Annotated in this window: 13 protein-coding genes and 3 pseudogenes; 4 read left to right on the forward strand and 12 right to left on the reverse strand. The window is 72.3% G+C overall.

From position 1 onward, the window contains the following. Positions 1-13: 13 nt before the first annotated feature. On the reverse strand, positions 14-268 hold the full coding sequence (locus ACHMXE_RS11740) for a DUF1488 family protein (RefSeq protein ID WP_203207369.1): 255 nt from the start codon (positions 266-268) through the stop codon (positions 14-16). Between the two features lie 110 nt (positions 269-378). Next, positions 379-537 (reverse strand): hypothetical protein, encoded by a 159-nt coding sequence (locus ACHMXE_RS11745; protein ID WP_395346121.1) that lies wholly within the window; start codon positions 535-537, stop codon positions 379-381. Between the two features lie 354 nt (positions 538-891). Here ACHMXE_RS11745 and ACHMXE_RS11750 point away from each other — a divergent pair, with 354 nt between their 5' ends. From ACHMXE_RS11750 to ACHMXE_RS11760, 3 genes and pseudogenes are all read left to right on the forward strand, one after another. After that, positions 892-1,035, forward strand: coding sequence for a hypothetical protein (locus tag ACHMXE_RS11750; protein ID WP_395346122.1), 144 nt, complete (start codon positions 892-894; stop codon positions 1,033-1,035). Between the two features lie 3,598 nt (positions 1,036-4,633). Continuing rightward, positions 4,634-7,060: pseudogene (locus tag ACHMXE_RS11755) on the forward strand (glucoamylase family protein); the annotation flags it as partial. Positions 7,061-7,157: 97 nt separating this feature from the next. Continuing rightward, positions 7,158-9,236 (forward strand): GH36-type glycosyl hydrolase domain-containing protein, encoded by a 2,079-nt coding sequence (locus ACHMXE_RS11760; protein WP_395347361.1) that lies wholly within the window; start codon positions 7,158-7,160, stop codon positions 9,234-9,236. Between the two features lie 16 nt (positions 9,237-9,252). Here the strand turns inward: ACHMXE_RS11760 and ACHMXE_RS11765 are convergent, their stop codons facing one another. Continuing rightward, on the reverse strand, positions 9,253-10,050 hold the full coding sequence (locus tag ACHMXE_RS11765) for a response regulator transcription factor (protein ID WP_203207365.1): 798 nt from the start codon (positions 10,048-10,050) through the stop codon (positions 9,253-9,255). Positions 10,051-10,259: 209 nt separating this feature from the next. On the opposite strand from ACHMXE_RS11765, the gene gmd reads away from it, so the two are divergent. After that, positions 10,260-11,300 (forward strand): GDP-mannose 4,6-dehydratase, encoded by a 1,041-nt coding sequence (gene gmd, locus ACHMXE_RS11770; protein WP_203207364.1) that lies wholly within the window; start codon positions 10,260-10,262, stop codon positions 11,298-11,300. Between the two features lie 13 nt (positions 11,301-11,313). Here gmd and ACHMXE_RS11775 read toward each other — a convergent pair. The 9 genes and pseudogenes from ACHMXE_RS11775 to ACHMXE_RS11815 form a co-directional block, all read right to left on the reverse strand. Continuing rightward, positions 11,314-12,847 (reverse strand): annotated as a pseudogene (locus ACHMXE_RS11775) (mannose-1-phosphate guanylyltransferase/mannose-6-phosphate isomerase). A gap of 59 nt (positions 12,848-12,906) precedes the next feature. Beyond that, positions 12,907-13,692, reverse strand: coding sequence for a response regulator transcription factor (locus ACHMXE_RS11780; protein WP_203207362.1), 786 nt, complete (start codon positions 13,690-13,692; stop codon positions 12,907-12,909). A 69-nt stretch (positions 13,693-13,761) separates the two neighbouring features. After that, a pseudogene (gene galE, locus ACHMXE_RS11785) lies at positions 13,762-14,796 on the reverse strand (UDP-glucose 4-epimerase GalE); the annotation flags it as partial. Next, entirely contained in the window at positions 14,793-16,064 is a 1,272-nt protein-coding gene (locus ACHMXE_RS11790; RefSeq protein ID WP_395346123.1) for a glycosyltransferase WbuB, read from the reverse strand. The gene ACHMXE_RS11790 and the pseudogene galE, both read right to left, overlap by 4 nt. Continuing rightward, on the reverse strand, positions 16,061-17,335 hold the full coding sequence (locus ACHMXE_RS11795) for a lipopolysaccharide biosynthesis protein (RefSeq protein WP_395346125.1): 1,275 nt from the start codon (positions 17,333-17,335) through the stop codon (positions 16,061-16,063). Before ACHMXE_RS11795 ends, ACHMXE_RS11790 begins: the two co-directional genes overlap by 4 nt. 28 nt (positions 17,336-17,363) lie before the next feature. Further along, positions 17,364-18,296, reverse strand: coding sequence for a hypothetical protein (locus ACHMXE_RS11800; protein ID WP_395346126.1), 933 nt, complete (start codon positions 18,294-18,296; stop codon positions 17,364-17,366). Between the two features lie 31 nt (positions 18,297-18,327). Beyond that, complete coding sequence (locus ACHMXE_RS11805) at positions 18,328-19,305, reverse strand: hypothetical protein (RefSeq protein ID WP_395346127.1); 978 nt, start codon at positions 19,303-19,305, stop codon at positions 18,328-18,330. Further along, positions 19,302-20,393, reverse strand: coding sequence for a glycosyltransferase (locus ACHMXE_RS11810; protein ID WP_395346128.1), 1,092 nt, complete (start codon positions 20,391-20,393; stop codon positions 19,302-19,304). The genes ACHMXE_RS11805 and ACHMXE_RS11810 overlap by 4 nt, the downstream gene beginning before the upstream one ends. After that, complete coding sequence (locus ACHMXE_RS11815; RefSeq protein WP_395346129.1) at positions 20,390-21,700, reverse strand: hypothetical protein; 1,311 nt, start codon at positions 21,698-21,700, stop codon at positions 20,390-20,392. Before ACHMXE_RS11815 ends, ACHMXE_RS11810 begins: the two co-directional genes overlap by 4 nt. Positions 21,701-21,732 lie beyond the last annotated feature (32 nt).

A 21,732-nucleotide genomic window follows, 5' to 3' on the forward strand; every position in this document is an offset into this window, starting at 1 on the left:
AAGGCGCGCGCCGCTAACCCGTGGTTCGCAGATCGTGCTCCCGCAGCATCACGGGCGGCGTCGATCCCTGCGCCAGCCGGCGCCGCACGGCGGCATCGATCTCCTCGGCATGCGATGCGTAGGTCTCGAGCGGATCGGCGTTGTCGCCGGTGCGGAAGTGGTAGTGCAGGGTCGTCTTGCCGATGCTGGCGTCCACGCTGCGGCCGTCGACCGTCACGAGGAAGCGGACCGCGTTCGAGGCGTCGTGGAAGAAAGGGGTGTCGGACATGGCGCTAGTTCCCGCGGGCCGCGACCGCGACCCGCGCAATGTGAGAAGAGGACGGGACCGCTGTGTCATGGGGAGCCTTCGAGGCGTTCGCCGCGGCCGCGCTTCGATGCCTAGAAGGACGCATCGATTGCCCAGAGCACGAGCAGCACGGCGGCGTAGAGGACGCCGGCGAGGACCAGGGCGGTGCGCAGTGACCCCATCTCGGGGACCGAGGGCACGATGACCGGCGGGGCCAGGGCGGGGGGAAGGGCAGGGAAGGGCTTTTTCATGGGAGCGCTTTCGTTGCGAGCCATGGCGTCGAGCGGCGCGCCCGGTTCGGGCGACCGCAGCCAGGCAGCCGGCCCACGCTACGCCTGTTCGAGCGACAGCGCTCGACTTTCTCGCGCATCGCGGCCGCGCAGCCGTGCGGGGCCTTGTAGGCCAACAGGCCTTTCTCGCGCGCAGGCCGAATAAGTGAGCGCGGGGGCCGGAAAGAGAGTACGGTCGGCAGACGTTCACAGTTATCGCGATCGCGCGGCAGCTCTTGATCCGTCACAAGGAGCCGTAGCCATGTCCGCCCCCCTCTCGTCCCCCATTCGCACGCCGACCTCATCGGCAGCGACGTCGACTCCCTCGCCTCCCACATGCGCCACTGCGCGCGCGCGCACGGACGCTGGTCCTCGCTGCGCGGCCGCCTGCAGCAGCTGCACGCGCTCGCGGCCGGCCGCATCGTCACCCTGGCTTGCGTCGCCGTGGTGCTCGGCATCGGCCTGTTCCTCGCGGCTTGAGCGCCGCGGCCATCGTCCACAGGCTCGACGGACTGAGCGCCTATGCGCGCAAGCTGCTGCTCGACCCGCACGATCCGGTGGCACCGCCGATCCGCGCGGAGCTGTTCGGCGCGCAGCGTTTCGAGCAGCACGGGCGCAGCCTCGCGCGCGCGCAGGCGCTGGTGGAGGACGACGACCGGCCTCGCCACGCGCGCGAGCGCGCGCCGTTCTTCCCGCGCGTGCACGAGAACCTCGAGTCGCTGCGCGGCGCCTTCGACTACATCGCGCTGATCTCGCAGAGCGGGCGCTACGTGTCGCCGGCCGCGGAATGGCTGCTCGACAACTTCCACCTGGTCGAGGCGCAGCTGCAGCAGATCCAGGACGGCGTGCCGCGCAGCATTACGCGCGCCTGCCCAAGCTCGCGCGCGCGCCGCTGGCCGGCCTGCCGCGCGTCTACGGCATCGCCTGGGCCTACGTGGCCCACACCGACAGCGTGCTCAACCCGGCGCTGTTCACCGGCTTCCTCGAGGCCTACCAGGACGTCGACGAGCTCACGCTCGGCGAACTCTGGGCGCTGCCCACGACCTTGCGCGTGGTGCTGCTCGAGAACCTGCGCCGCGTGGCCGAGAGCATCGCCGAGCACAAGGTGGCGGGCGAGATCGCGCATGCGGCCTGGGACGCGGCCGCGCGGCTCGACGCGGCCGAGCTCGACGTGCTGTTCCGCGCGCTGCACAGCCACGGCCTGCAGCACAGCTACCTCACGCAGCTGTGGCAGCGCCTGCCGGGCGAGCATGGCGAGAACATGCCCGCGCTGGTGCGCTGGACCGAGCAGCATTGCCCGAACGGCGCGGCGCTGATCCGCGATGCGCAGGACGCGCAGGTGGCCGCCAACCTGACCGTCGGCAACATCATCACCACGCTGCGCATGGTCGGGCAGGTGGAGTGGAACGACCTGATCGAACCCGTGAGCCGTTCGCTGCGCGTGCTGCGCGAGCTGCCGAGCTTCGCGGCCGAGAGCGAGTCCACGCGCCAGCAGATCACGCACGCGATGGAGCAGGTGGCGCGCCAGAGCCGGCGCTCCGAGCGCGAGGTGGCGCAGGCGGTGGTGCGACTCGCCATCGCGGCCGCGCACGACGGCATCGATACGCGCGAGCCCGATGTCGACCCGGCGGACGAGACCGCCGGTTACTACCTGTTCGGCCAGGGCCTGCCCGCGCTCGACGCGCTGCTGCGCCCGAACCCGGAGGCCGCGGGCCAGCGCGCGCGCCGCGCCGCGCGGCACGGCACGCGCTCGTGGCGGCTGCCGCTCTATGCCTTCGCCGTCGTGCTGTTCACCGGCCTGCTGCTGCTGGCCGTCGCGCACGGATTGCCGCATCGCGGCGGCTGGCTGTCGGTGCTGGCGCTCGCGCTGCTCGCCTGGCCGCTGTCGGAGGCCGTGACCGCGCTGGTGCAGCGCATCGTCGCGGAGTCGGTGCGCGTGCAGCCGCTGCCGCGGCTCGATTTCGCGGCCGGCATTCCCGCGCGCCACCGGGTGCTGGTGGCTGTGCCGGCGATGCTGGTCTCGGCCGAGGGCAACGCGCAGCTCGCGCACCGGCTCGAGCTGCACTGGCTCGCCAACCGCGAGGAACAGGCCCAGTTCGCGCTGCTGACCGACTGGGCCGACGCGCCACTCGCGACGCTGCCCGGCGATGCGCCGCTGCTCGAGGACGCGCTCGCGCGCATCGCGGCGCTCAACGCGCGCCATCCCGCGGCCGAGGGCGCGTTGCCGCGCTTCGTGCTGCTGCACCGCCCGCGCAGCTGGAGCGACACCGAGCGGCGCTGGATCGGCTGGGAGCGCAAGCGCGGCAAGCTCGAGATGCTGCTGCGCCTGCTGGCGCAGGGCGAGGCCGACGGCTTCCTGCCGCTGGCGCCCGGCAGCTTCGCGACCGGCCGCACGCCCTACGTGCTCACGCTCGACAGCGACACCGTGCTGCCGCCCGGCGCGCTGCGCGAGCTGGTCGCGGTCGCCGCGCATCCGCTCAATGCGCCGCGCGTCGATGCCGCGCGCCGCCGCGTGGTCGGCGGCTACGGCATCCTGCAGCCGCGCATCGTCACGCCCTTCGGCCCGCGCGAGGAGCGCTCGCCGTTCCGCTGGATCTTCGCGGGCGCCTGCGGGCTCGATCCCTACAGCAACGGCGCCTCCGACGTGTACCAGGACGTGTTCGGCAGCGGATCGTTCACCGGCAAGGGCCTGCTCAACGTGCGCGCCGTGCACGCGGTGCTCGATCGCCGCCTGCCCGATGGCGCGGTGCTGAGCCACGACCTGCTCGAAGGATCGATGGCGCGCTGCGCGGTGGTCAACGACATCGTGCTGGTGGAGGACTTCCCGCACCACGCGGGCGTGTTCGCCTCGCGCGTGCACCGCTGGGTGCGCGGCGACTGGCAGCTGCTGCCGCTGATGCGGCGCGCCGGCCACTACGGCATCGATGCCGTGGGCCTCTGGAAGATGGGCGACAACCTGCGCCGCTCGCTGGTGGTGCCGGCCTCGTTCGCGCTGCTGGTGCTGGTGGTGTTCACGCATGCGCTGCCGCTGGGCTGGACCTTGCTGGCCGTGGCCGCGGGGCTGACCATCGGCCCGGTGCTCGGCGCGCTGGCCGGGCTGGTGCCGACGCGGCGCGCGATCGAGCTGCGCCATTTCTTCGACGTCGGCGCGGTCGAGCTGCTGCGCGCCCTGGCTGGCGCGGCCTGGCAGTTCGTGCAGCTCGCCGCGCAGGCGCGCATGCTGCTCGATGCGATGGCGCGCGCGCTGTGGCGGCTGCTGGTGAGCCGGCGCGGCCTGCTGCAATGGACCACCGCCGCGCAATCGCAGGCGCAGTCGAGCCAGCGTCTGGCCGTGTTCGTGCGCGGCGGCGGCGCGGTCGGCCTGGCCTGCCTGCTGCTGGCCGTGGCCGCGTACCGCAGCGACTGGCCGGTGCTGGCGCCGCTGCTGTTCGTGCTGTGGGCGCTGGCGCCGGTCGCGGCCTGGTGGGGCAGCCGCGTCGAGACCGGGCGTCCCGACGCGCTCGACACCGGCCAGCGCGACTACCTCGAGGCGCTGGCGCGCGACACCTGGCGCTTCTTCGAGCACGTGGTGGGCGCGCAGGACAACCACCTGCCGCCCGACAACCTGCAGACCGATCCCGAGCCGGCGCTGGCGCACCGCACCTCGCCGACCAACATCGGCATGTACCTGCTGGCGGCCGCGTGCGCGCGCGAGTTCGGCTGGATCGGCAGCACCGAGCTGGTGGCGCGGCTTTCGGCCACGCTCGGCAGCGTCGACCGGCTGCACAAGCACCAGGGCCACCTGTGCAACTGGTACGACACGCGCACGCTCGAGCGGCTGGCGCCGGCCTACGTCTCGAGCGTGGACAGCGGCAACCTCGCCGGCCACCTGATCGCGGTGGCGCAGGCCTGCCGCGCCTTCGCGGCGCAGGACGCGGCCGGCGCGCCCAACGGCGAGGCGCTCGAGGCGCTCGCCAGGCGCTGCGAGGCCCTGTGCGACGGCATGGACTTCCGCGGCCTCTACGACCCCAAGCGGCACCTGTTCCACATCGGGCTGCGCGTGGACGACGACGTGCTCGACGCCAGCTACTACGACCTGATGGCCTCGGAGTCGCGGCTGCTGAGCTTCCTCGCGATCGCCAAGGCCGACGTGCCGCGGCGCCACTGGATGGCGCTGGGCCGGCCCTTCCTGCTGGTGGGCTCCCGGCCCGGCCTCAAGTCGTGGTCGGGCTCGATGTTCGAGTACCTGATGCCCTCGCTGGTGATGCCCGAGCCCGACGACGGCCTGCTGCAGGTGGCGAACGCCGCCGCCATCGCCGAGCACCGGGCCTTCGCACGCACGCAGCAGCTGCCCTGGGGCGTATCGGAGTCGGCCTATCACGGGCGCGACCATTCGCTGGCCTACCAGTACGCGCCCTTCGGCGTGCCGCGCCTCGCGCTGCGCCGCACGCCGCCCACCGACCGCGTGGTGGCGCCCTATGCGAGCGCGCTGGCGGCGGTGCTCGCGCCGGCCGCGGCGGTCGACAACCTGCGGCTGCTCGAATCGCTCGGCGCGCGCGGCGCCTACGGCTTCCACGACGCGGTCGACTTCACCGCCTCGCGCCAGCACGAAGGGCAGGACTTCACGGTCGTGCGCAACTTCATGGCGCACCACCAGGGCATGACCCTGGTGGCGCTGTGCAACGTGCTGCGCGACGACGCACCGCGCCGCTGGTTCGGCAGCGCGGCCGTGGTGGAGGCGCATCTCTCGCTGCTGCACGAACGCACGCCGCGCCAGATCATCGGCAGCGCCGACCCGCGCTCGCCGCCCGAGCCCAGCCGCGGCGAACTGCCGCCGATGTTCCAGCCGCGGCTGGTCGATCCGCTGGCGCCGGGCCCGCAGCCCACGCACCTGCTGTCGAACGGCCGCTACACGGTGGCGCTGCGCGCCAGCGGCGCGGGCGTGAGCCGCTGGCGCTCGTTCAACGTCACGCGCTGGCGCGACGACCCGCTGCGCGACGGCTACGGCACCTTCTTCTACCTGCGCGACGACGCGCGCGACACGCCGGTCTCGCTGACCGCATTGCCCGCGCCCGGCATCGACTGGGAGTACCGCACCCGCTTCCTCGCCGACCAGGTGCAGTTCGATGCCAGCGGGCCGGGCCTGCAGGTGCGCACCACGGTGCTGATCAGCCCCGAGGACGACACCGAGCTGCGCAGCATCAGCCTGCACAACACCGGCGAGCGCACGCGCACGCTCGAGCTGTTCTCGTACTTCGAGCCGGTGCTCTCGAACCCGAAGGCCGACGAGGCCCATCCGGCCTTCGCCAACCTGTTCGTCGAGTCGCGCTGGCGCCCGGACCTGCGCGCGCTGCTGATGTCGCGCCGGCCGCGGCTGCAGGGCGATCCGGCGGTGGCGGCGGTGCATTTCGTGGCCTCGGTCGATGCCCACGTGATCGCCATCGACTGCATGACCGACCGGCGCGCCTTCGTCGGCCGCAACCGCACGCTGGCGGCGCCGGCGATCGACATGCAGCCGCTCGATGCCGCCGGCGCACCCGTGAACGGCCTCGACCCGATCGCCTGCCTGCGCGTGCGGCTGTCGATCGCGCCGGGCGCCACCGCGCGGCTGGGCTTCGCCACAGCGGCCGATGACAGCATCGAGGCGCTGATGCCCACCATCGACCGCTACCTCGAGCCGATGCACGTGGAGCGCACGAAGCGCATGGCCGCCACGCTGGCGCAGGTGCGGCTGCGCGACCTGACGATCACGCCCGCGCAGAACGTGGCGCTGCAGGACCTCACCACCATCCTCACCTACACCACGCCGCGCCCGATGGGCGAGCGCGGCCTGTTCGACCTGCGGCAGATCTGGCGCTTCGGCATCTCGGGCGACAAGCCGATCGTGCTGGTGCTGATCCACTCGATGAGCGGCATGGGCCTGGTCAACGCGCTGCTGCGCGCGCAGCCGTGGTGGGGCTTCGGCGGCGTGGCCTGCGACCTGGTGGTGATCAACGGCGAGCCGGCCTCCTACCTGCTGTCGCTGCAGCGCGAGATCGAGACCTTGCGCCAGCGCGTGCTGCAACAGACGCGCAACAGCTTTCCGCGCAACGACACGGCCGGCTTCTACCTGCTGCACGAGCAGGAGGTGTCGGCCGCCGAGCGCGCGGCGCTGTCGAGCATGGCGCGCGTGGTGTTCACCGCCGACGGGCGCGCGCTCGACGTGCAGGTGGCCGCGCTGCGCGAGGCGCGCGGCATGGGGCCGTGGGCGCCCGAGGCCGTGCTGCCGCCGGCGGTGCCGCTGGCAAGCGGGGCCGCGCCGAGCCTGCCATCCGAGACCGTCGCGGGCGAGTTCGATGCCGCGAGCGGCGAGTTCCGCTTCGAGGTCGGCCTGGCGCGCCGCACGCCGCGGCCATGGATCAACGTGATCGCCAACGCGGGCTTCGGCTTCCAGGTCTCCGAGTGGGGCAACGGCTTCACCTGGGCCGGCAACAGCCGCATGCACCAGCTCACGCCGTGGTCGAACGACCCGGTGCAGGACCCGGCCTTCGAGCACTACCTGCTGCAGGACCTGGCGTCGCGCGAGCTGCTGCCGCTCACGCCGGCGGGGCGCGGCGCCAGCGTGGGGCGCCCCCGACGATCTGCTGCACCGCGTTCGCCATGGCCAGGGCTACACGGTCTTCGAATGCCGAGTGGCCGGGCTGTCGCTGAGCACCACCTTCCTGGCCGACCGCGACGATGCCGTGAAGCTGGTGCATGTGCAGCTGCGCAACGACGGCGGCGGCACACGCCGGCTGCGCGCGCTCGCGATGGCCGAATGGCAGCTGGGCGCGGCGCGCGGCGAGCGCCGCAGCGTGCGGACCTGGAAGCAGGACGATCTGCCGGCCGTGTTCGGCGAGCAGCGCGAATCGAGCGGCGGCTTCGGCGGCGGCACCGCCTTCCTGATGCTCGCGGGCCTGCCGGGCGCCACCCAGTGGACCTGCGACCGCAACGAATTCTTCCGGGGCCGCGGCATCGTCGAGGTGCCCGACAGCCTCGGGGGCCGCGGCGGCAGCGGGCTCGATGCCTGCGCGGCCGTCGACGGCGAATTCAGGCTGGCCGCGGGCGAGGGTGCGAGCTTCACCTTCGTGCTGGGCCATGCCGACAGCGCCGAGGCCGCCATCGCGCTCGCGCGGCGCTGGCGCGAACACGACGTGCCGGCCGCGCTCGCGCAGGTCGACGGCTTTTGGGATGAGCTGCTGGGCCGGCTGCGGGTGCGCACGCCCGATCCGCTGTTCGACGCGATGGTCAATCGCTGGCTGGTCTACCAGACCCTGGCCTGCCGGCTGTGGTCGAAGGCCGGCTTCTACCAGGCCGGCGGCGCCTTCGGCTTCCGCGACCAGCTGCAGGACGCGATGGCCTTCGCGCTCACCGACCCGCAGCGGCTGCGCGCGCAGATCCTGGTCAACGCGGCACGGCAGTTTCCCGAGGGCGACGTGCAGCACTGGTGGCACATGCCCGGCGGCGCCGGCGTGCGCACGCATTTCTCCGACGACCTGCTGTGGCTGCCGTTCGCGGCCGCGCACTATGCGCAGGTGACGGGCGACGGCACGCTGTTCGACGAGAGCGTGGGCTTCATCGAGGGCGCGGCGATCCCGGCCGGCGCCGAGGACGCCTACTACACGCCGCAGCATGCCGGCCGCGTCGCCAGCCTCTACGAACACGGCGCGCTGGCCATCGACCGCAGCCTCGCGATCGGCGCGCATGGCCTGCCGCTGATGGGCACGGGCGACTGGAACGACGGCATGAACCGCGTCGGCCACGAGGGCCGCGGCGAATCGGTCTGGCTCGCGTGGTTCCTCTGCAGCGTGGTCGAGCGCTATGCGCCGATCGCGCAGGCGCGCGGCGAGACCGAACGCGGCGCGCGCTGGCTGCGCGCGCGCGAAGGCTGGATCGCCGCGCTGCACGACGCCGGCTGGGACGGCGCCTGGTTCCGCCGCGCCTTCTTCGACAACGGCGCGCCGCTGGGCTCGGCCGCCAACGACGAGTGCCGCATCGACCTGATCGCGCAGGCCTGGTCGGTGCTGTCGGGCGCGTCGGACGAGGGCCATACCCAGGCAGCGATGGCCGCCGCGAAGGCGCATCTGCACGACGACACGGCCGGGCTGCTGCGCCTGCTGGCGCCGCCCTTCGTGCAGTCGGCCAACAACCCGGGCTACATCCAGGCCTACCCGCAGGGCGTGCGCGAGAACGGCGGACAGTACGCGCACGGCGCCGTGTGGGGAATGATGGCGCAGGCGCTGCTCGGCGACCGCGAAGCGGCCTGGGCGAGCTTCGAGGGCCTGAGCCCGGCCCATCGCGCCAGCGATCCGCGACGCGGCCCGGCCTACGAGCTCGAGCCCTACGTGATGGCGGGCGACATCTACGGCGCCGCGCCCTACGTGGGACGCGGCGGCTGGAGCTGGTACACGGGCTCGGCCGCGTGGCTGCACCGCGCGGCGGTCGAGACCCTGCTGGGCCTCACGGTGAAGGGCGACGCGCTGTCGCTCGCGCCGCGCGTGCCGGCGCACTGGCCGGCCTTCGAGATCGAACTGCGGCTCGGGGAGCGCGAATTCACGCTGCAATGGGGCGCGCCGCAAGGCGCCGCCGCCGCCACCCACCATGCGGTGGAGGGCGACTGGATCGACTGGCGGGCGCTGCCCGCGAAGGCGGTGGTGCGCATCGGCACGCGCTCGGGCGCCTGAACCGCCGGCGCCCGGCTCACAGCAGCCCGGTCAGGGTCGCGCGGCTCACGGCCTGCGCGCGCGAATGCACGTTGAGCTTCTTGTAGATGTTCTTCATGTGGGCATTGACGGTCTGCATCGAGATGCCGAGCGCCTCGCTCACCGTGCGCGTCGCCTGGCCGCGTGCCACGCAGTCGAGCACCTCGCGCTCCCGCGTCGTCAGCACGATGTCCAGCGGATGGGCGTCGGGCGTGGGCCGCTCGACCGAATGCTGGCCCATGCGTGCCAGGAGCCGTCGCGACAGCCTGGGCGTGATGGCCGCGCCGCCGTTCACCACCTGCAGCACCGCCTGCGCGAAGCTCTGTTGCCATGCGTTCTTCAGCAGGTAGCCGGTGGCGCCGACCTCGAAGGCGCGCAGCACGTGGGCGTCGTCCTCGAGGGCCGAGACCACGATGATCTCGCAGTGGCTCTGCTGCTTGCGCGCATCCCGGATCAGCTCGAAGCCCGAGCCGTCGGCCAGGCGCAGGTCGAGCATCAGCACGTCGAACTCTTCCGACGCGAGCAGGCGCCGCGCGTCGCGCGCGCTGCCGGCCTGGCCCTGGAGCCGGATGCGCAGGTCCGACAGCAGTTCCTGCGCGATGACGCGGCGCATGCCCTCGTCGCCGTCCACCAGCAGCACGCGCACCGGGGCATCGTCCTGCCCGGTCATGAAATGCGGCCACTGCGGCTCGCCCGGTCGACAGGCCCCGCCGGCCTCGCGCGGCCGGAGGCGATAGACCTGACCGCCGTTGGACTCGGCGAAGCTCTTGCGGATGGACGTTGATTCGTCGGACATGAATGACTCCCCTTTTGTCGAAGCGACCTGGGTGTCCCAGGTTATCGCGGAATTCACGAATGGAGTACTTTCTGCTTGCTTTAAATGTAGGCAGGGGCGCCGTCGGCGCGCGACCCTCGGGTTGTAGGGTACGTAGTCGAAAGGCCCAAGTTGCCAACCGCGACGGTGGAACTCCTGTACGCTGCATCCACCTCAACCAAGGAACCGTGATGAAGAAGAAGATCGCGATCGTCACGGGCATCAGTGGCCAGGACGGTGCCTATCTGGCGCAACTGCTGCTGGCCAAGGGCTATGTGGTGCACGGCACCTACCGCCGCACCAGCTCGGTCAATTTCTGGCGCATCCAGGAACTCGGCATCCAGGACCATCCCGATCTGCATCTGGTCGAGTACGACCTCACCGACCAGGGAAGCTCGCTCAGCCTGGTCCAGCAGACGCAGCCCGACGAGATCTACAACCTCGCGGCCCAGAGCTTCGTCGGCGTCAGCTTCAACCAGCCCGTGGCCACGGCGCACATCACCGGCATCGGGGCGCTGCACCTGCTCGAGGCGATCCGGCTCATCGACCGGCGGATCCGCTTCTACCAGGCATCGACCTCGGAGATGTTCGGCAAGGTGCAGGCCGTGCCCCAGGTCGAGAGCACGCCGTTCTATCCGCGCAGCCCCTACGGCGTGGCCAAGCTCTATGCGCACTGGATGACCGTCAACTACCGCGAGAGCTACGGCATCTTCGGCAGCTGCGGCATCCTGTTCAACCACGAGAGTCCGCTGCGCGGGCGCGAGTTCGTGACGCGCAAGATCACCGACGCCGTGGCCCGGATCAAGCTCGGCAAGCTCGACGTGCTGGAACTCGGCAACCTCAACGCGCAGCGCGACTGGGGCTTCGCGCAGGAGTACGTGGAAGGCATGTGGCGCATGCTGCAGACCAGCGAGCCCGATACCTACGTGCTGGCGACGAACCGCACCGTGACCGTGCGCGACTTCGTCCGCCTGGCGTTCCGGGGCGCGGGGATCGAGGTGGAGTTCAGGGGCGCGGACGAGGCGGAAACCGCCGTCGACACGGCGACCGGCCGGACGGTGCTGCGCGTGAACCCGCGCTTCCACCGTCCCGCCGAGGTCGACCTGCTGATCGGCGACCCCGCCAAGGCCAGGGAGCACCTTGGATGGGAGCCCACCACCACGCTCGAGCAGCTCTGCCAGATGATGGTGGACGCCGACCTGCGTCGCAACGAGGCCGGCTTCTCGTTCTGAGCGCCGCGCCGCCTCAGGCGGGCTGCGCTTCGGGCAGCGGACGCGGACTGTTCCACGCCACCGCCGGCGCCGCGACCGCGCCTTCGCCGGCGATCGACAGCAGCGGCTGGTTCTGCGCATCGCCGCGATCCGCCACGATGCCGCAGCGCCCGTAGCTGTCGTCGAAGCGCACGATGTCGTCTTCGCCGAGGTAGCTGCCGGTCTGGACCTCGATCACCTCCAGCGTCGTCTTGCCCGGGTTCTCGAGCCGGTGCACGCAACCCAGCGGCAGGTAGATCGATTCGTTCTCGCGCACCAGCCTGACCTTCCCGTCGCAGGTGGTCTTGGCCGTGCCCTGCACCACGATCCAGTGCTCCGAGCGGTGGTGATGCATCTGCAGCGACAGCTTGGCGCCGGGCTTGACCGTGATGTGCTTGACCTGGAAACGCTCGCCGTTGTCGACGCTGTCGGTACGCGCCCCAGGGCCGCACCGTGCGCCGGTGCTCGGTGGCCTCGGGCCGGCCCTCGAGCGCCAGCATGCGCACCACCTCCGCGACCTGCTCCGCGCAGTCCGCGCTCGCGACCAGCACCGCGTCGGGCGTGTCGACGATGATCAAATTCTCGGTGCCCAGCGCCACCACCGGGCGGTGCGGCGCATGGATGAAGGTGTTGCGCGCGCGCAGGCTGCGGCCCTTGCCGCTCGTGCGGTTGCCGGCCTCGTCGGCGGGGTGCAGGGTCGCGACCGCGTTCCAGCTGCCCACGTCGCTCCACGCGCCCTCGAAGCGCACCATCGCGATGTCGGGGTGCTTCTCGAGCACCGCGTAGTCGATGCTCTCGCTGCGGCAGGCCTGGAAGGCCTCGACGCCGAGCCGAAGGAAGCTGCCGTCGACCGACGACGACGCGACCGCGTGCTCGCAGGCCAGCAGGATGTCGGGCGCATGCGTGCGCAAGGCCGCGACCAGCGTGCCGGCGCGCACCAGGAAGATGCCCGCGTTCCAGCAGAAGCCGCCATGCGCGATCAGCGCCGCCGCCACCTCGGCCTGGGGCTTCTCGAGGAAGCGCGAGACCGCGTGGCTGCAACCGTCGCCCGCGGCGGCACCCACCTCGATGTAGCCGTAGGCCGTGCTCGCGAAGGTCGGCGTGACGCCGAAGGTCACGATGCGGCCGGCGCGCGCCGCCTCGACGCCGCCGCGCACGGTGCGCGCGAACAGTTCGGCATCGGGGATGTGATGGTCGGCGGGCGCGAACAGCAGCAGGTCGTCGGCCCCGGCCTGCAGCGCCGCCACCGCCATCGCGGCCGCGGTGTTGCGGCCCCCGGGCTCGAGGATCTGGCGCCCGCCGATGCCGGCGGCGTCCACGGTCTCGCGCACGAGGAAGCGATGCTCCTCCGACGCGATGCAGGTGATCTCGCCATGCAGGCCGCGCAGCCGCTCCAGCGTGAGCTGCAGCAGGCTCTTGCCTCCCACCAGCGGCGCGAACTGCTTGGGCAATGCCTTGCGCGAGAGCGGCCACAGGCGCGTGCCGCTGCCGCCGCACAGGACGACGGGATGGATGATGGAGGTGGTCATGGGGTGTCCGATGAAAGGAAAAGGGGGGAGGAGAAGCGCGAGGGAGAAGGGACGGCGGCTCAGAGCTGGCCGGTGTGCGTCGCGAAGCTCACGGCCTGCGCGCGCGAATGCACCTGCAGCTTCTTGTAGATGTTCTTGATGTGGGCATTGACGGTCTGGCCCGAGATGCCCAGCCGCTCGCTGATCTCCTTCGAGACGCAGCCGCGCGCCACGCAGCGCAGCACCTCGCGCTCGCGCACGGTCAGCGTGGCTTCGCGTTGCGGAGCGTCCGGCGGCACATCGCCGCCCTGCTGACTCAGGCGCGCGAGCAGGCGGCGCGACAGCCGCGGCGTGATCGCCGCGCCGCCGTTGACCACCTGCAGCACCGCCTGCGCGAAGCTCTGCAGCCAGGCGTTCTTCAGCAGGTAGCCGGTCGCGCCGAGCTCGAAGGCGCGCATCACGTGGGCGTCGTCCTCGAGCGCCGAGACCACGATGATCTCGCAGTAGCTGTGCTGCTTGCGTGCCTCGCGGATCAGGTCGAAGCCGGTGCCGTCGCCCAGGTGCAGGTCGAGCATCAGCACGTCGAATTCCTGCGACGCCAGCAGGCGCCGCCCCTCGCGCACGCTGCCGGCCTGCGCCTGCAGCTGGATGCGCATGTCCGACAGCAGCTCCTGCGCGATCACGCGCCGCATGAACTCGTCGTCGTCCACCAGCAGCACGCGCACCGGCGCGTTCTCCTGCCCGGTCAGGAAGTGCGGCCACTGCGGTTCGGCCGGCGGGCAGACGCCCGTGGTGTAGCTCGCGCGACGCGCGAAGGTCCGGCCGGACTCCGGCGTCTCTAGAGAGGAAGTAACGGTATCGGACATGAAGGGATCCCTGGTTGAGTGAAAGGCGTTCGGGGTAGCGGAAGCGGTGGGGGGTGGTGGTGGCGGCGCGGCCTCGTCGAAGCCGTGCGGATTGCCGACCTGCCAGCGCCAGCTGTCGGCGCACATGTCGTCGAGGCTGCGGCGCGCGCGCCAGCCGAAGCGGGCCTGGGCGCTGGCCGCGTCGGCCCAGTAGGCCGGCGCGTCGCCGGGGCGCCGCGGTCCGAGGCGCAGCGCGATCGCGCGGCCGCTGGCGCGCTCGAAGGCCGCGACCACCTCGAGCACCGAGGCGCCGCGCCCCGTGCCGAGGTTGGCCATCAGGATCCCCGGCTCGCGCGTCACGTGGCGCAGCGCGGCCACGTGGCCCTCGGCCACGTCCATCACGTGCACGTAGTCGCGCACGCCGGTGCCGTCGGCGGTGTCGTAGTCGGTGCCGTGCACCACCAGGTGCGCGCGCGTGCCCACCGCCACCTGCGAGATGTAGGGCATGAGGTTGTTGGGGCGGCCGTTCGGGTGCTCGCCGATCAGGCCGCTCTCGTGCGCGCCCACGGGATTGAAGAAGCGCAGGCAGGCGATGCCCCAGCGCGCGTCGGCGCGCGCCAGGTCGAGCAGCACCGTCTCGACCATGGCCTTGGTGCGGCCGTAGGGATTGACGGCGGCGTGCGGCGCGCTCTCGGGGATCGGCGAGCTCGCCGTGTCGCCGTACACCGTGGCCGAGGAGGAGAACACCAGCCGGCGCACGCCCGCGCCGTCCATGGCGCGCACCAGCGCCAGCGTGCCCGCCACGTTGACCTCGTAGTAGCCGAGCGGGTCGTCCACCGAGTCGCCGACCGCCTTCAGCCCCGCCAGGTGCAGCACCGCGCCGAAGGTATGCGCGGCGAACACCCGCTCGAGCGCCGCGGCATCGCGCACGTCGGCGCGCACCAGGACCGGTGCCACGCCCGTGATGGCCGCGATCCGCTCCAGCGAGCGCGCGCTGCTGTTGACCAGCGTGTCGAGCACCACCGGCAGGTAGCCGGCCGCGATCAGTGCCACGCAGGCGTGGCTGCCGATGAAGCCCGCGCCGCCGGTCACGAGGATCCTGGGAGGGGAGAGGGCGGCGTTCATGGCGATGCGGGCTGCTCGCTGGGTTTCGCGAGGCAGCGCAGCAGCTCGGCCTCGAGGCGCTGGAAGATCGCGTCCTGGTCCAGCTCGGCCTCGGCGAAGGCGCGGCCGGCCGCGCCCAGGGCCTCGCGCCGCGAACGGCAGGCCGCGAGCTGCGCGATCGCGTCGGCCAGCGCGCGTGCGTCGCCCGGCGGCACCACCACGCCGCGGCCCGTCACGGCGCGTCCGAGCTCGGTGTCGGGATGCGCGGTCACGATCACGGCCCGGCCGCTCGCGAGCATGCCGGTCAGCTTCGAGGGCATCACCAGGTCGGCCGCGTCGGCGCGCTGCGGCAGCACGTGGATGTCGGCGCTGCCGAGCAGCTCGTCGAGCCGCTCGGCCGGCTGCAGGTCGAGGAAGTGCACGTGGCGCAGCCGCAGGCAGGCATCCATCAGCGCCGCGCGGCTCGGCCCGTTGCCGCAGATGACGAAGTGCAGCGCCGGCGCATCCGCGAGCAGCGCGGCCGCCTCGGCCAGCAGCTCGATGCCCTGCTTGTGGCCCAGGCTGCCCGCGTAGAGCACCAGCACCGCGTCGGGCGCGATGCCGAGCGCGGCGCGGTAGCCGTCGGCGGGGTTGGGTGCCTCGGGATCGCGTGGAGGCGCGGGCCGGATCGCGCGCAGGTCGACGCCGTTCGGGAACAGCACCAGCCGCTCGGGCGCCACGCCCTTGTCGGCGGCCTTGGCGAGCATCGCGGCCGAGATCGTCGAGACGCGGTCGAAGCGCCCCATCAGCCAGCGTTCGGCCGCCAGCGCCATGCGCCGCACGCGGCCGCCGCGCACCAGGCCCAGGCCGAAGGCCGCGTCCACCTCGTAGTCCTGGATGTGCAGCCACGACCTGCCGCCCGCGAGCTTCGACAGCAGCAGCACGCCGGGCGCGCAGAACAGGGGCGGCTCCACCACCATCACCACGTCGGGCCGCCAGCGCGCCTGCGCGAGCAGCAGCGGCAGGCTCGACAGCATGAACGAGGCCAGGTGCGCGAGGCGGGCCGGCGTGCGCGGACGCGCGGGCACCCAGGTCGGCGCGCGCCACAGATCGACGCCGTGCCAGTCGCCGCGCCGGTAGGCCCAGGCCGAATGGCCCTCGGCCACCTGCCACTGCGGAAAGAAGGGCGGCGCCGCGATCACGCGCACCGCGTGGCCGCGCGCGCTCAGCCAGCGCGCCATCTCGCCCGAGTACTTGCCCACGCCGGCCAGCTCGGGCGCGAAGTTCATCGAGTGCAGCAGGATCTTCATGGCCGGCTCCGCAGCGCGCCGTGCGCCAGGCCGCGCGCGATGCGCACGATGGGATAGCTGCCGAACTCCAGCCGCATGCGCAGCTCGTAGAGCACGAAGTCGCTGGCGCAGGCGAGCAGGAACACGTAGTGCGGCTGGCCCGGAAAGGCCCGGATCACCACCGCGTACGACAGCAGCCGCAACCCGACCTCGAGCAGCGCCCAGCGCGCCAGCGAAGCCACCGGCACGCGCAGCGCGAGCAGCATCTCGTGGTGCACGGTGTAGGTGCGCAGCAGGAAGTAGGGCGCGATGCACAGGAAGATCTCGAGCGCCTCGTGGCCGACCTTCAGCAGCGGCGCGGCCAGCACGATCAGCGCCGCCAGCCCCGCGAACAGGCCGCAGCCCAGCAGGAAGGATTGCCGCGCGAGCCGGAACGCCGAGGCCTCGAGCTGCCCGGCGCTGGCGGTGCGCATCGCGGGCGTGCGGGTGTAGAGGAAGGCCTGCACGAACTGCGACGGCGCTTCGGCCAGCAGGAACGCGAGCTTGAAGGCGCCCACGTAGCCCAGCGGCATGAAGAAGGCCACCACCAGCAGGTCGGACTTGCGCAGCAGGAACAGCAGCAGCGAATAGACGGTCGCGCCGCCCTGCGCCGAGAGCGCCAGGGTGGCGGCACCGCGCGGCGGCCGGCCGGCGCGGCCCGTGCGCACGATGGCCGCGGCCACCAGCACGAAGGCGAACAGGTTGATGGCCAGCAGCTGCGGCACGTCGAGGGCGTCGCCCGCGTGGCCCAGCGCGGCGAAGCCGACCACGCCCAGCACCAGGATGCTCGAGCGCAGGCCGGATTCGAGGTTCAGCAGGCCCGCGTGGCCGAGCCCGCGGCTGTAGGCCAGACGCAGGCTGTTGAACGAGAACACGGCGAGCGTGGCGGCCATCAGCACCAGCGCCATGGCGGACGCGGGCACGCGCTGCAGCGCCAGCATGCCGAGCGCCAGCAGCAGCGCGATCGGCAGCCCGATCGCGAGCGTGCGCACCAGGTCGCCGCGCCGGATCCGCGGGCCCGGTCCGGCCGCATGGCGCGAGAACAGCAGCGCGCTGCCGAGCGTGCCGACCACCAGCGCCGCCTCGAGCACCGACTGGTAGATCGAATACGCGCCGAAACGCGCGGGCGCCACGTTGGCGGCCAGCAGGAAGACGGCGAGGAAGCCCGAGAGGTAGACGTAGAAGCGCGACGCCAGCGCGCCCAGCCCCTGCAGGGGCAGCGCGGACGGCAGGCGGAGCGGTCTGATCGGCATGGCGGGGCGTGATCGTTGCGGCGACACGCTATTTCGAGCCCGGCAGGTCGCCGAGCCGATGGGCGGCGGGCACGCGCCGCGCGAGCAGGCCCATGCCGAAGGCCCGGTTCTTGGCCCGGCGCGCGAACTGCAGCCCGTAGGTCAGCAGCGCGACCCGGCGCGTGCCACCGCGCAGCGCCTGCCCCATGGCCAGCTTCGCGCGGCCCTGGAAATGCAGCGCCAGCGCCTGCACCGACTCGCCGGCCTGGGTCGTGAGGCAGGGCTGGCCGTCGCGGTAGGCCAGGTGCTTGGCGCCGCCCAAGAGCCGGAACTCGTTGGCGCGCAGGTTGTGGGCGCTGCTGATGTTGTGGTCGATGACACGGCCGCCGAACACGCGGTTGATCGGCCGCGCATTGCCGCTGGCGTGCGCCCACAGGTACAGCAGCGTCATGTCGGACACGCCGCCGCGCTCGCCCCGGGCCGCGAAGCGCGCGGCGATCTCGCGCAGCGTCGCGCGCCCCGCGTGGCTGGTGTAGGTGTCGAGCACGAAGGCGACGAAGCCGGCCAGCCCCGCGGCGCTCCAGTAGCTCACGTGCGGCGATATCTGGCACGGGTCCCAGCCGTCGATGGGCTCGATGAACGAGCCCGAGAAGTCGGCCTCGCCGACCAGGCGGCGCACGTGCGCGCCGAGGCCGTGGAACAGCAGCACGTCGCTGTCGAGCAGCACGAACTCGCGGCATTCGGGCCGCGCCTCGAGGTGGGCGGCCAGCAGGAAGTAGCGCCGGAAGCAGATCTTCTCGAACGCGGGCGTGTTGCTCGACAGGTGCACGTAGCTGCGGCACAGGCGCTCGTAGTCCGCGCCGGCCTCGGTGCCCGCGAGCACCAGCAGGTTCTCCCGCGCGCGGGCCGCCGATGCGCGGCACAGCGCCAGGGTCTTGTTCTGGCGGTCTTCCACCACGATGAAGGGAAGCGGTTGGGTCATGGTCGGCGAGCCTTGGAGCGAGGGCGGTGGTTCAGGGAGCGGGCGCCGTCGCGCTGCGCACCAGCGCGACATGCGCGGGCAGGAAGCGGAAATCGGCGTCGAGCGGAAGATCGAGCGTGAGCAGCCCCTTGCGCGCGCGCGCCTCGGCGATCCAGGCGCGCACCTGGGCCGCCGAGAAGCGCGGCGGCGCCGCGCGGCCCCAGGAGGCGGCCAGCGGCGTCAGCACGTGGAACATCAGGTCCGAGGGCGGCGCCGTGAGCTGCGCCGGGGGATCCATGAACTCGCCGGCCATCAGGTTCTGGCACGGCGCGGCCTTGAGGCTGAAGCGCTGCGGTCCTTCGCCCGCGTTGAAGGCGAGCCAGCGGTCGGCCGCGCCGCTGCGCGCGGCGCCGCACAGCGCGTTCCATTCGGAGGACGTCATGTCGCGCGTGTTGTAGGTGCCGTCGAACCACCAGCCGCGCGCCAGCGTGCCGTAGCGCTGCGACCACTCGGCGATCACTTGCGACCAGCCCGCGATGAAGCGCGCGGGCGGCGGCTGCTGTTCGGAGATGTCGCCGAGGCAGCCCATCAGGTAGCGATCGTCCTGCGGCGCGCGAAACGGCAGGTACAGCACCATCGCGATGCCTCTGCGGCGCAGCGCGCGGCCGATCTCCAGCGGCAGGTCGCGCGGCGGGCGGTCGCGCGCGCTGGCCGGGCACAGCGCCTCGAGCGCGGCATTTGGCGCGATGTACTGGCCGCTGTTCTGCCCCAGCGTGAGCACCAGGTAGGAGGCGCGCATCTCGGCCAGCTGGGTCGCGAAGGCCTCCACGTCGAAGCGTCCCACGTCGGCGATCGAACGGCGGTCGGGCAGGTAGTGGACCATCACGCCGAAGCCCGCCGGCGCCAGCGCGGGCCATGGGGCGGCGAGCGCCGGGTCGGCGGGAACGGTGGTCTGGGCGGTCGCGGCCGTCGCGGCGAGCAGCGTCGCCGCCAGGGTCCGAGCCAGGAACGAACGAAGCGTGCGGGTCATGGCAGTGCGCCCTCGAAGGAAGCGGCCGTGCGCTGCAGCCCGAGATAACGCGCCGCCACCGCCGCGGGCGTGCAGGCCGGCGCGTTCGCCCACGCCGGGCGTGCCTGCCGGTGCGACGCGAGGTAGCGCGACAGCGCCTCGAGGTCGCAGTGCCGCTCGTCGACGAGGAAGGCATAGCCGCCGAACAGCTCGCGGTGCACCGGGATGTCCGACAGCAGCAGCGGCACGCCCAGGGTCGCCGCCTCGGCGGCGGAGAGGTTGAAGCCCTCGAAGCGCGACAGCGAGATGAAGGCCTGCGCGCCGCGGTACAGGCCGATCAGTTCCTCGCGCGATACCAGCCCGCGGTGGTGCACGCAGCCGCGCAGCGCGGGCGCCTCGGCCGCCACCATGCGCGCCACCTCGGCCGCGCCGTTGCCCGTGATGTCGAGCCGGTCGACCAGCCCCGCGCGCTTCATGCGCTCGAACAGCCGCAAGGTGCCGCCGAAGTTCTTGTGCGGGTAGTAGTGGTAGGCCGCGATCAGGTAGCGCTCGCCCGCGGGCGGGGCGTCGGGCGGGACCGGCGTGGCGACCGCGTCGACCGGATTGAAGATCACCGCCGAGTGCCGGCAAGGCCCGAAATGGCGCTCGAAGTCCTGCTGGCTGCTGCGGCTGATGAACACCACCTGCGCGTGGCTGCGCGCGAGCCGGCGCAGGTTCCAGTCGAGCCAGAGCCGCTTGCTGCGGCTGAAGTGCTCGGGGTGCGCCTTGTACTGCAGGTCGTGCACGATCACGATCGCGTCGCGGTGCCGGCCGAACGGGGCGAAGGGCAGGAAGTAGTTCGGGAACAGCGACGACACCCGCCGTCCCGACAGCCAGGCGCGCAGCTGGTGGGCGTTGTAGAGCAGGGTCTCGAGCACGAAGCGGCTGAGCCCGCTGCGGCGCGCGAGCTCGAACAGCCGCGGATGCCGCTCGCTGGCCGAGGCGATCGCCTGGCCGGCCGACAGCCGCATGCCGCGCAGCAGCACCTCGGAGACGTTGAGCACGCCGCCGGCGCCCCGGTTGAGGCGCAGCGTGTCGTAGAAGAGATAGTCGGGCATCGTGGAGTTCATGCGTGGGCGGCGGGACGTGGGGCAAGCGCGCGGCGCGCGGGACCGAAGCCGGTGCACAGGGCACCGACCAGCAGCGCCGCGATCAGCCCCGAGGCCGCGAACGGTCCCCAGCCCAGGATCGGCCCGCGCATGAACGGCACGTAGGCCGCGAGCAGCACCAGCGCCGCGAGATAGCCGCGCGAGACGGGACCGTGGGTGTCGATCGCGCGGTCGATGCGGCGGAACAGGCTCGACAGCAGGAAGCCGAACACCAGCGGGCCCGGCAGGCCGAAGTCGAAGAAGACGGTGGCGAACTGCGCCAGCGACAGGTTGCTCTGCGAGAAGTTGCCGAGGATGGCGGGCCAGCCCAGCGGGTCGAAGTCGGGAAACAGCTTCAGGTCGCGCGGCAGCACGAACGAGAAGGCCGACAGCAGGTAGCGGCCGAAGCCGAGATCGGGCGCGGGCGCGCGCTCGAGCACGCCGGCCACCACGTACATCGCATCGAAGTCGGGGCTGTAGGGGAAGGTCGCGAGCGACTCGCCCCACATGCTGCCGCGCGACAGCAGGTTGAACACCGGGCCCAGGCCCGCGATGGCGGCGAAGACGACGAAGGCCAGGGTCCAGCGCCGCGAGCGGCCGAGGCCATGGATCAACAGCGGCAGCAGGCCGATCAGCAGGATCTGGCGCGCGGTGTTGACCGGGTTCGCCGCGATCGCGGCCGCGGCCAGCGCCAGCGCGGCCAGGCACCAGGCGGTGGCCGTGCGCTGGCGCAGCGCATGAATCGCCAGCGCGACGAAGCACATCAGCACCACCATCTTGGGCAGCGTCGAATAGACGATGAAGTCCAGCGGCGCATTCTCGATCTCGCCGGGCAGGCCGCGCGCCACGAAGTTGAGGTCGGCGCGCGCCAGCAGCACCGCGAAGGCCGCGCCCAGCAGGCCCAGCAGCAGCAGCGGGTGCGCCACGCCGGGCGCCGGCGCGGTGCCCGCGGCGTGGCGCAACGGCGGATCGACGACGCCGAAGCGCGCCGCCTCCACGCCGGCCATGTACAACAGCAGCAGCATCAGCGCCTGCGTGTGCGCCACCGTGCCGATCACGCCGGCTTCCCAGAAGCTCAGGTCCTGCGCGATCTGGATCGCCGGCGCGAGCGAGAAGTAGGTCAGCAGGGTGGTGTAGTGCACGAGCAGGAACACGCTCGCGCCCGGGCCGCCGAGCAGCGCGAGCTGCAGCAGCGACAGCAGGAACACCGCCACGTAGCCCCACACCGGGTCGAGCAGGCCGCACAGCATCGCCGCGGCGAGGCCGCACCAGAAGCACAGGATTCTCATGAGCGTCTCGCCGTTCGTTCGTTCGCGGGCGG

The organism is Variovorax sp. UC122_21 (genome assembly GCF_044056785.1).
Lineage (GTDB): Bacteria > Pseudomonadota > Gammaproteobacteria > Burkholderiales > Burkholderiaceae_C > Variovorax.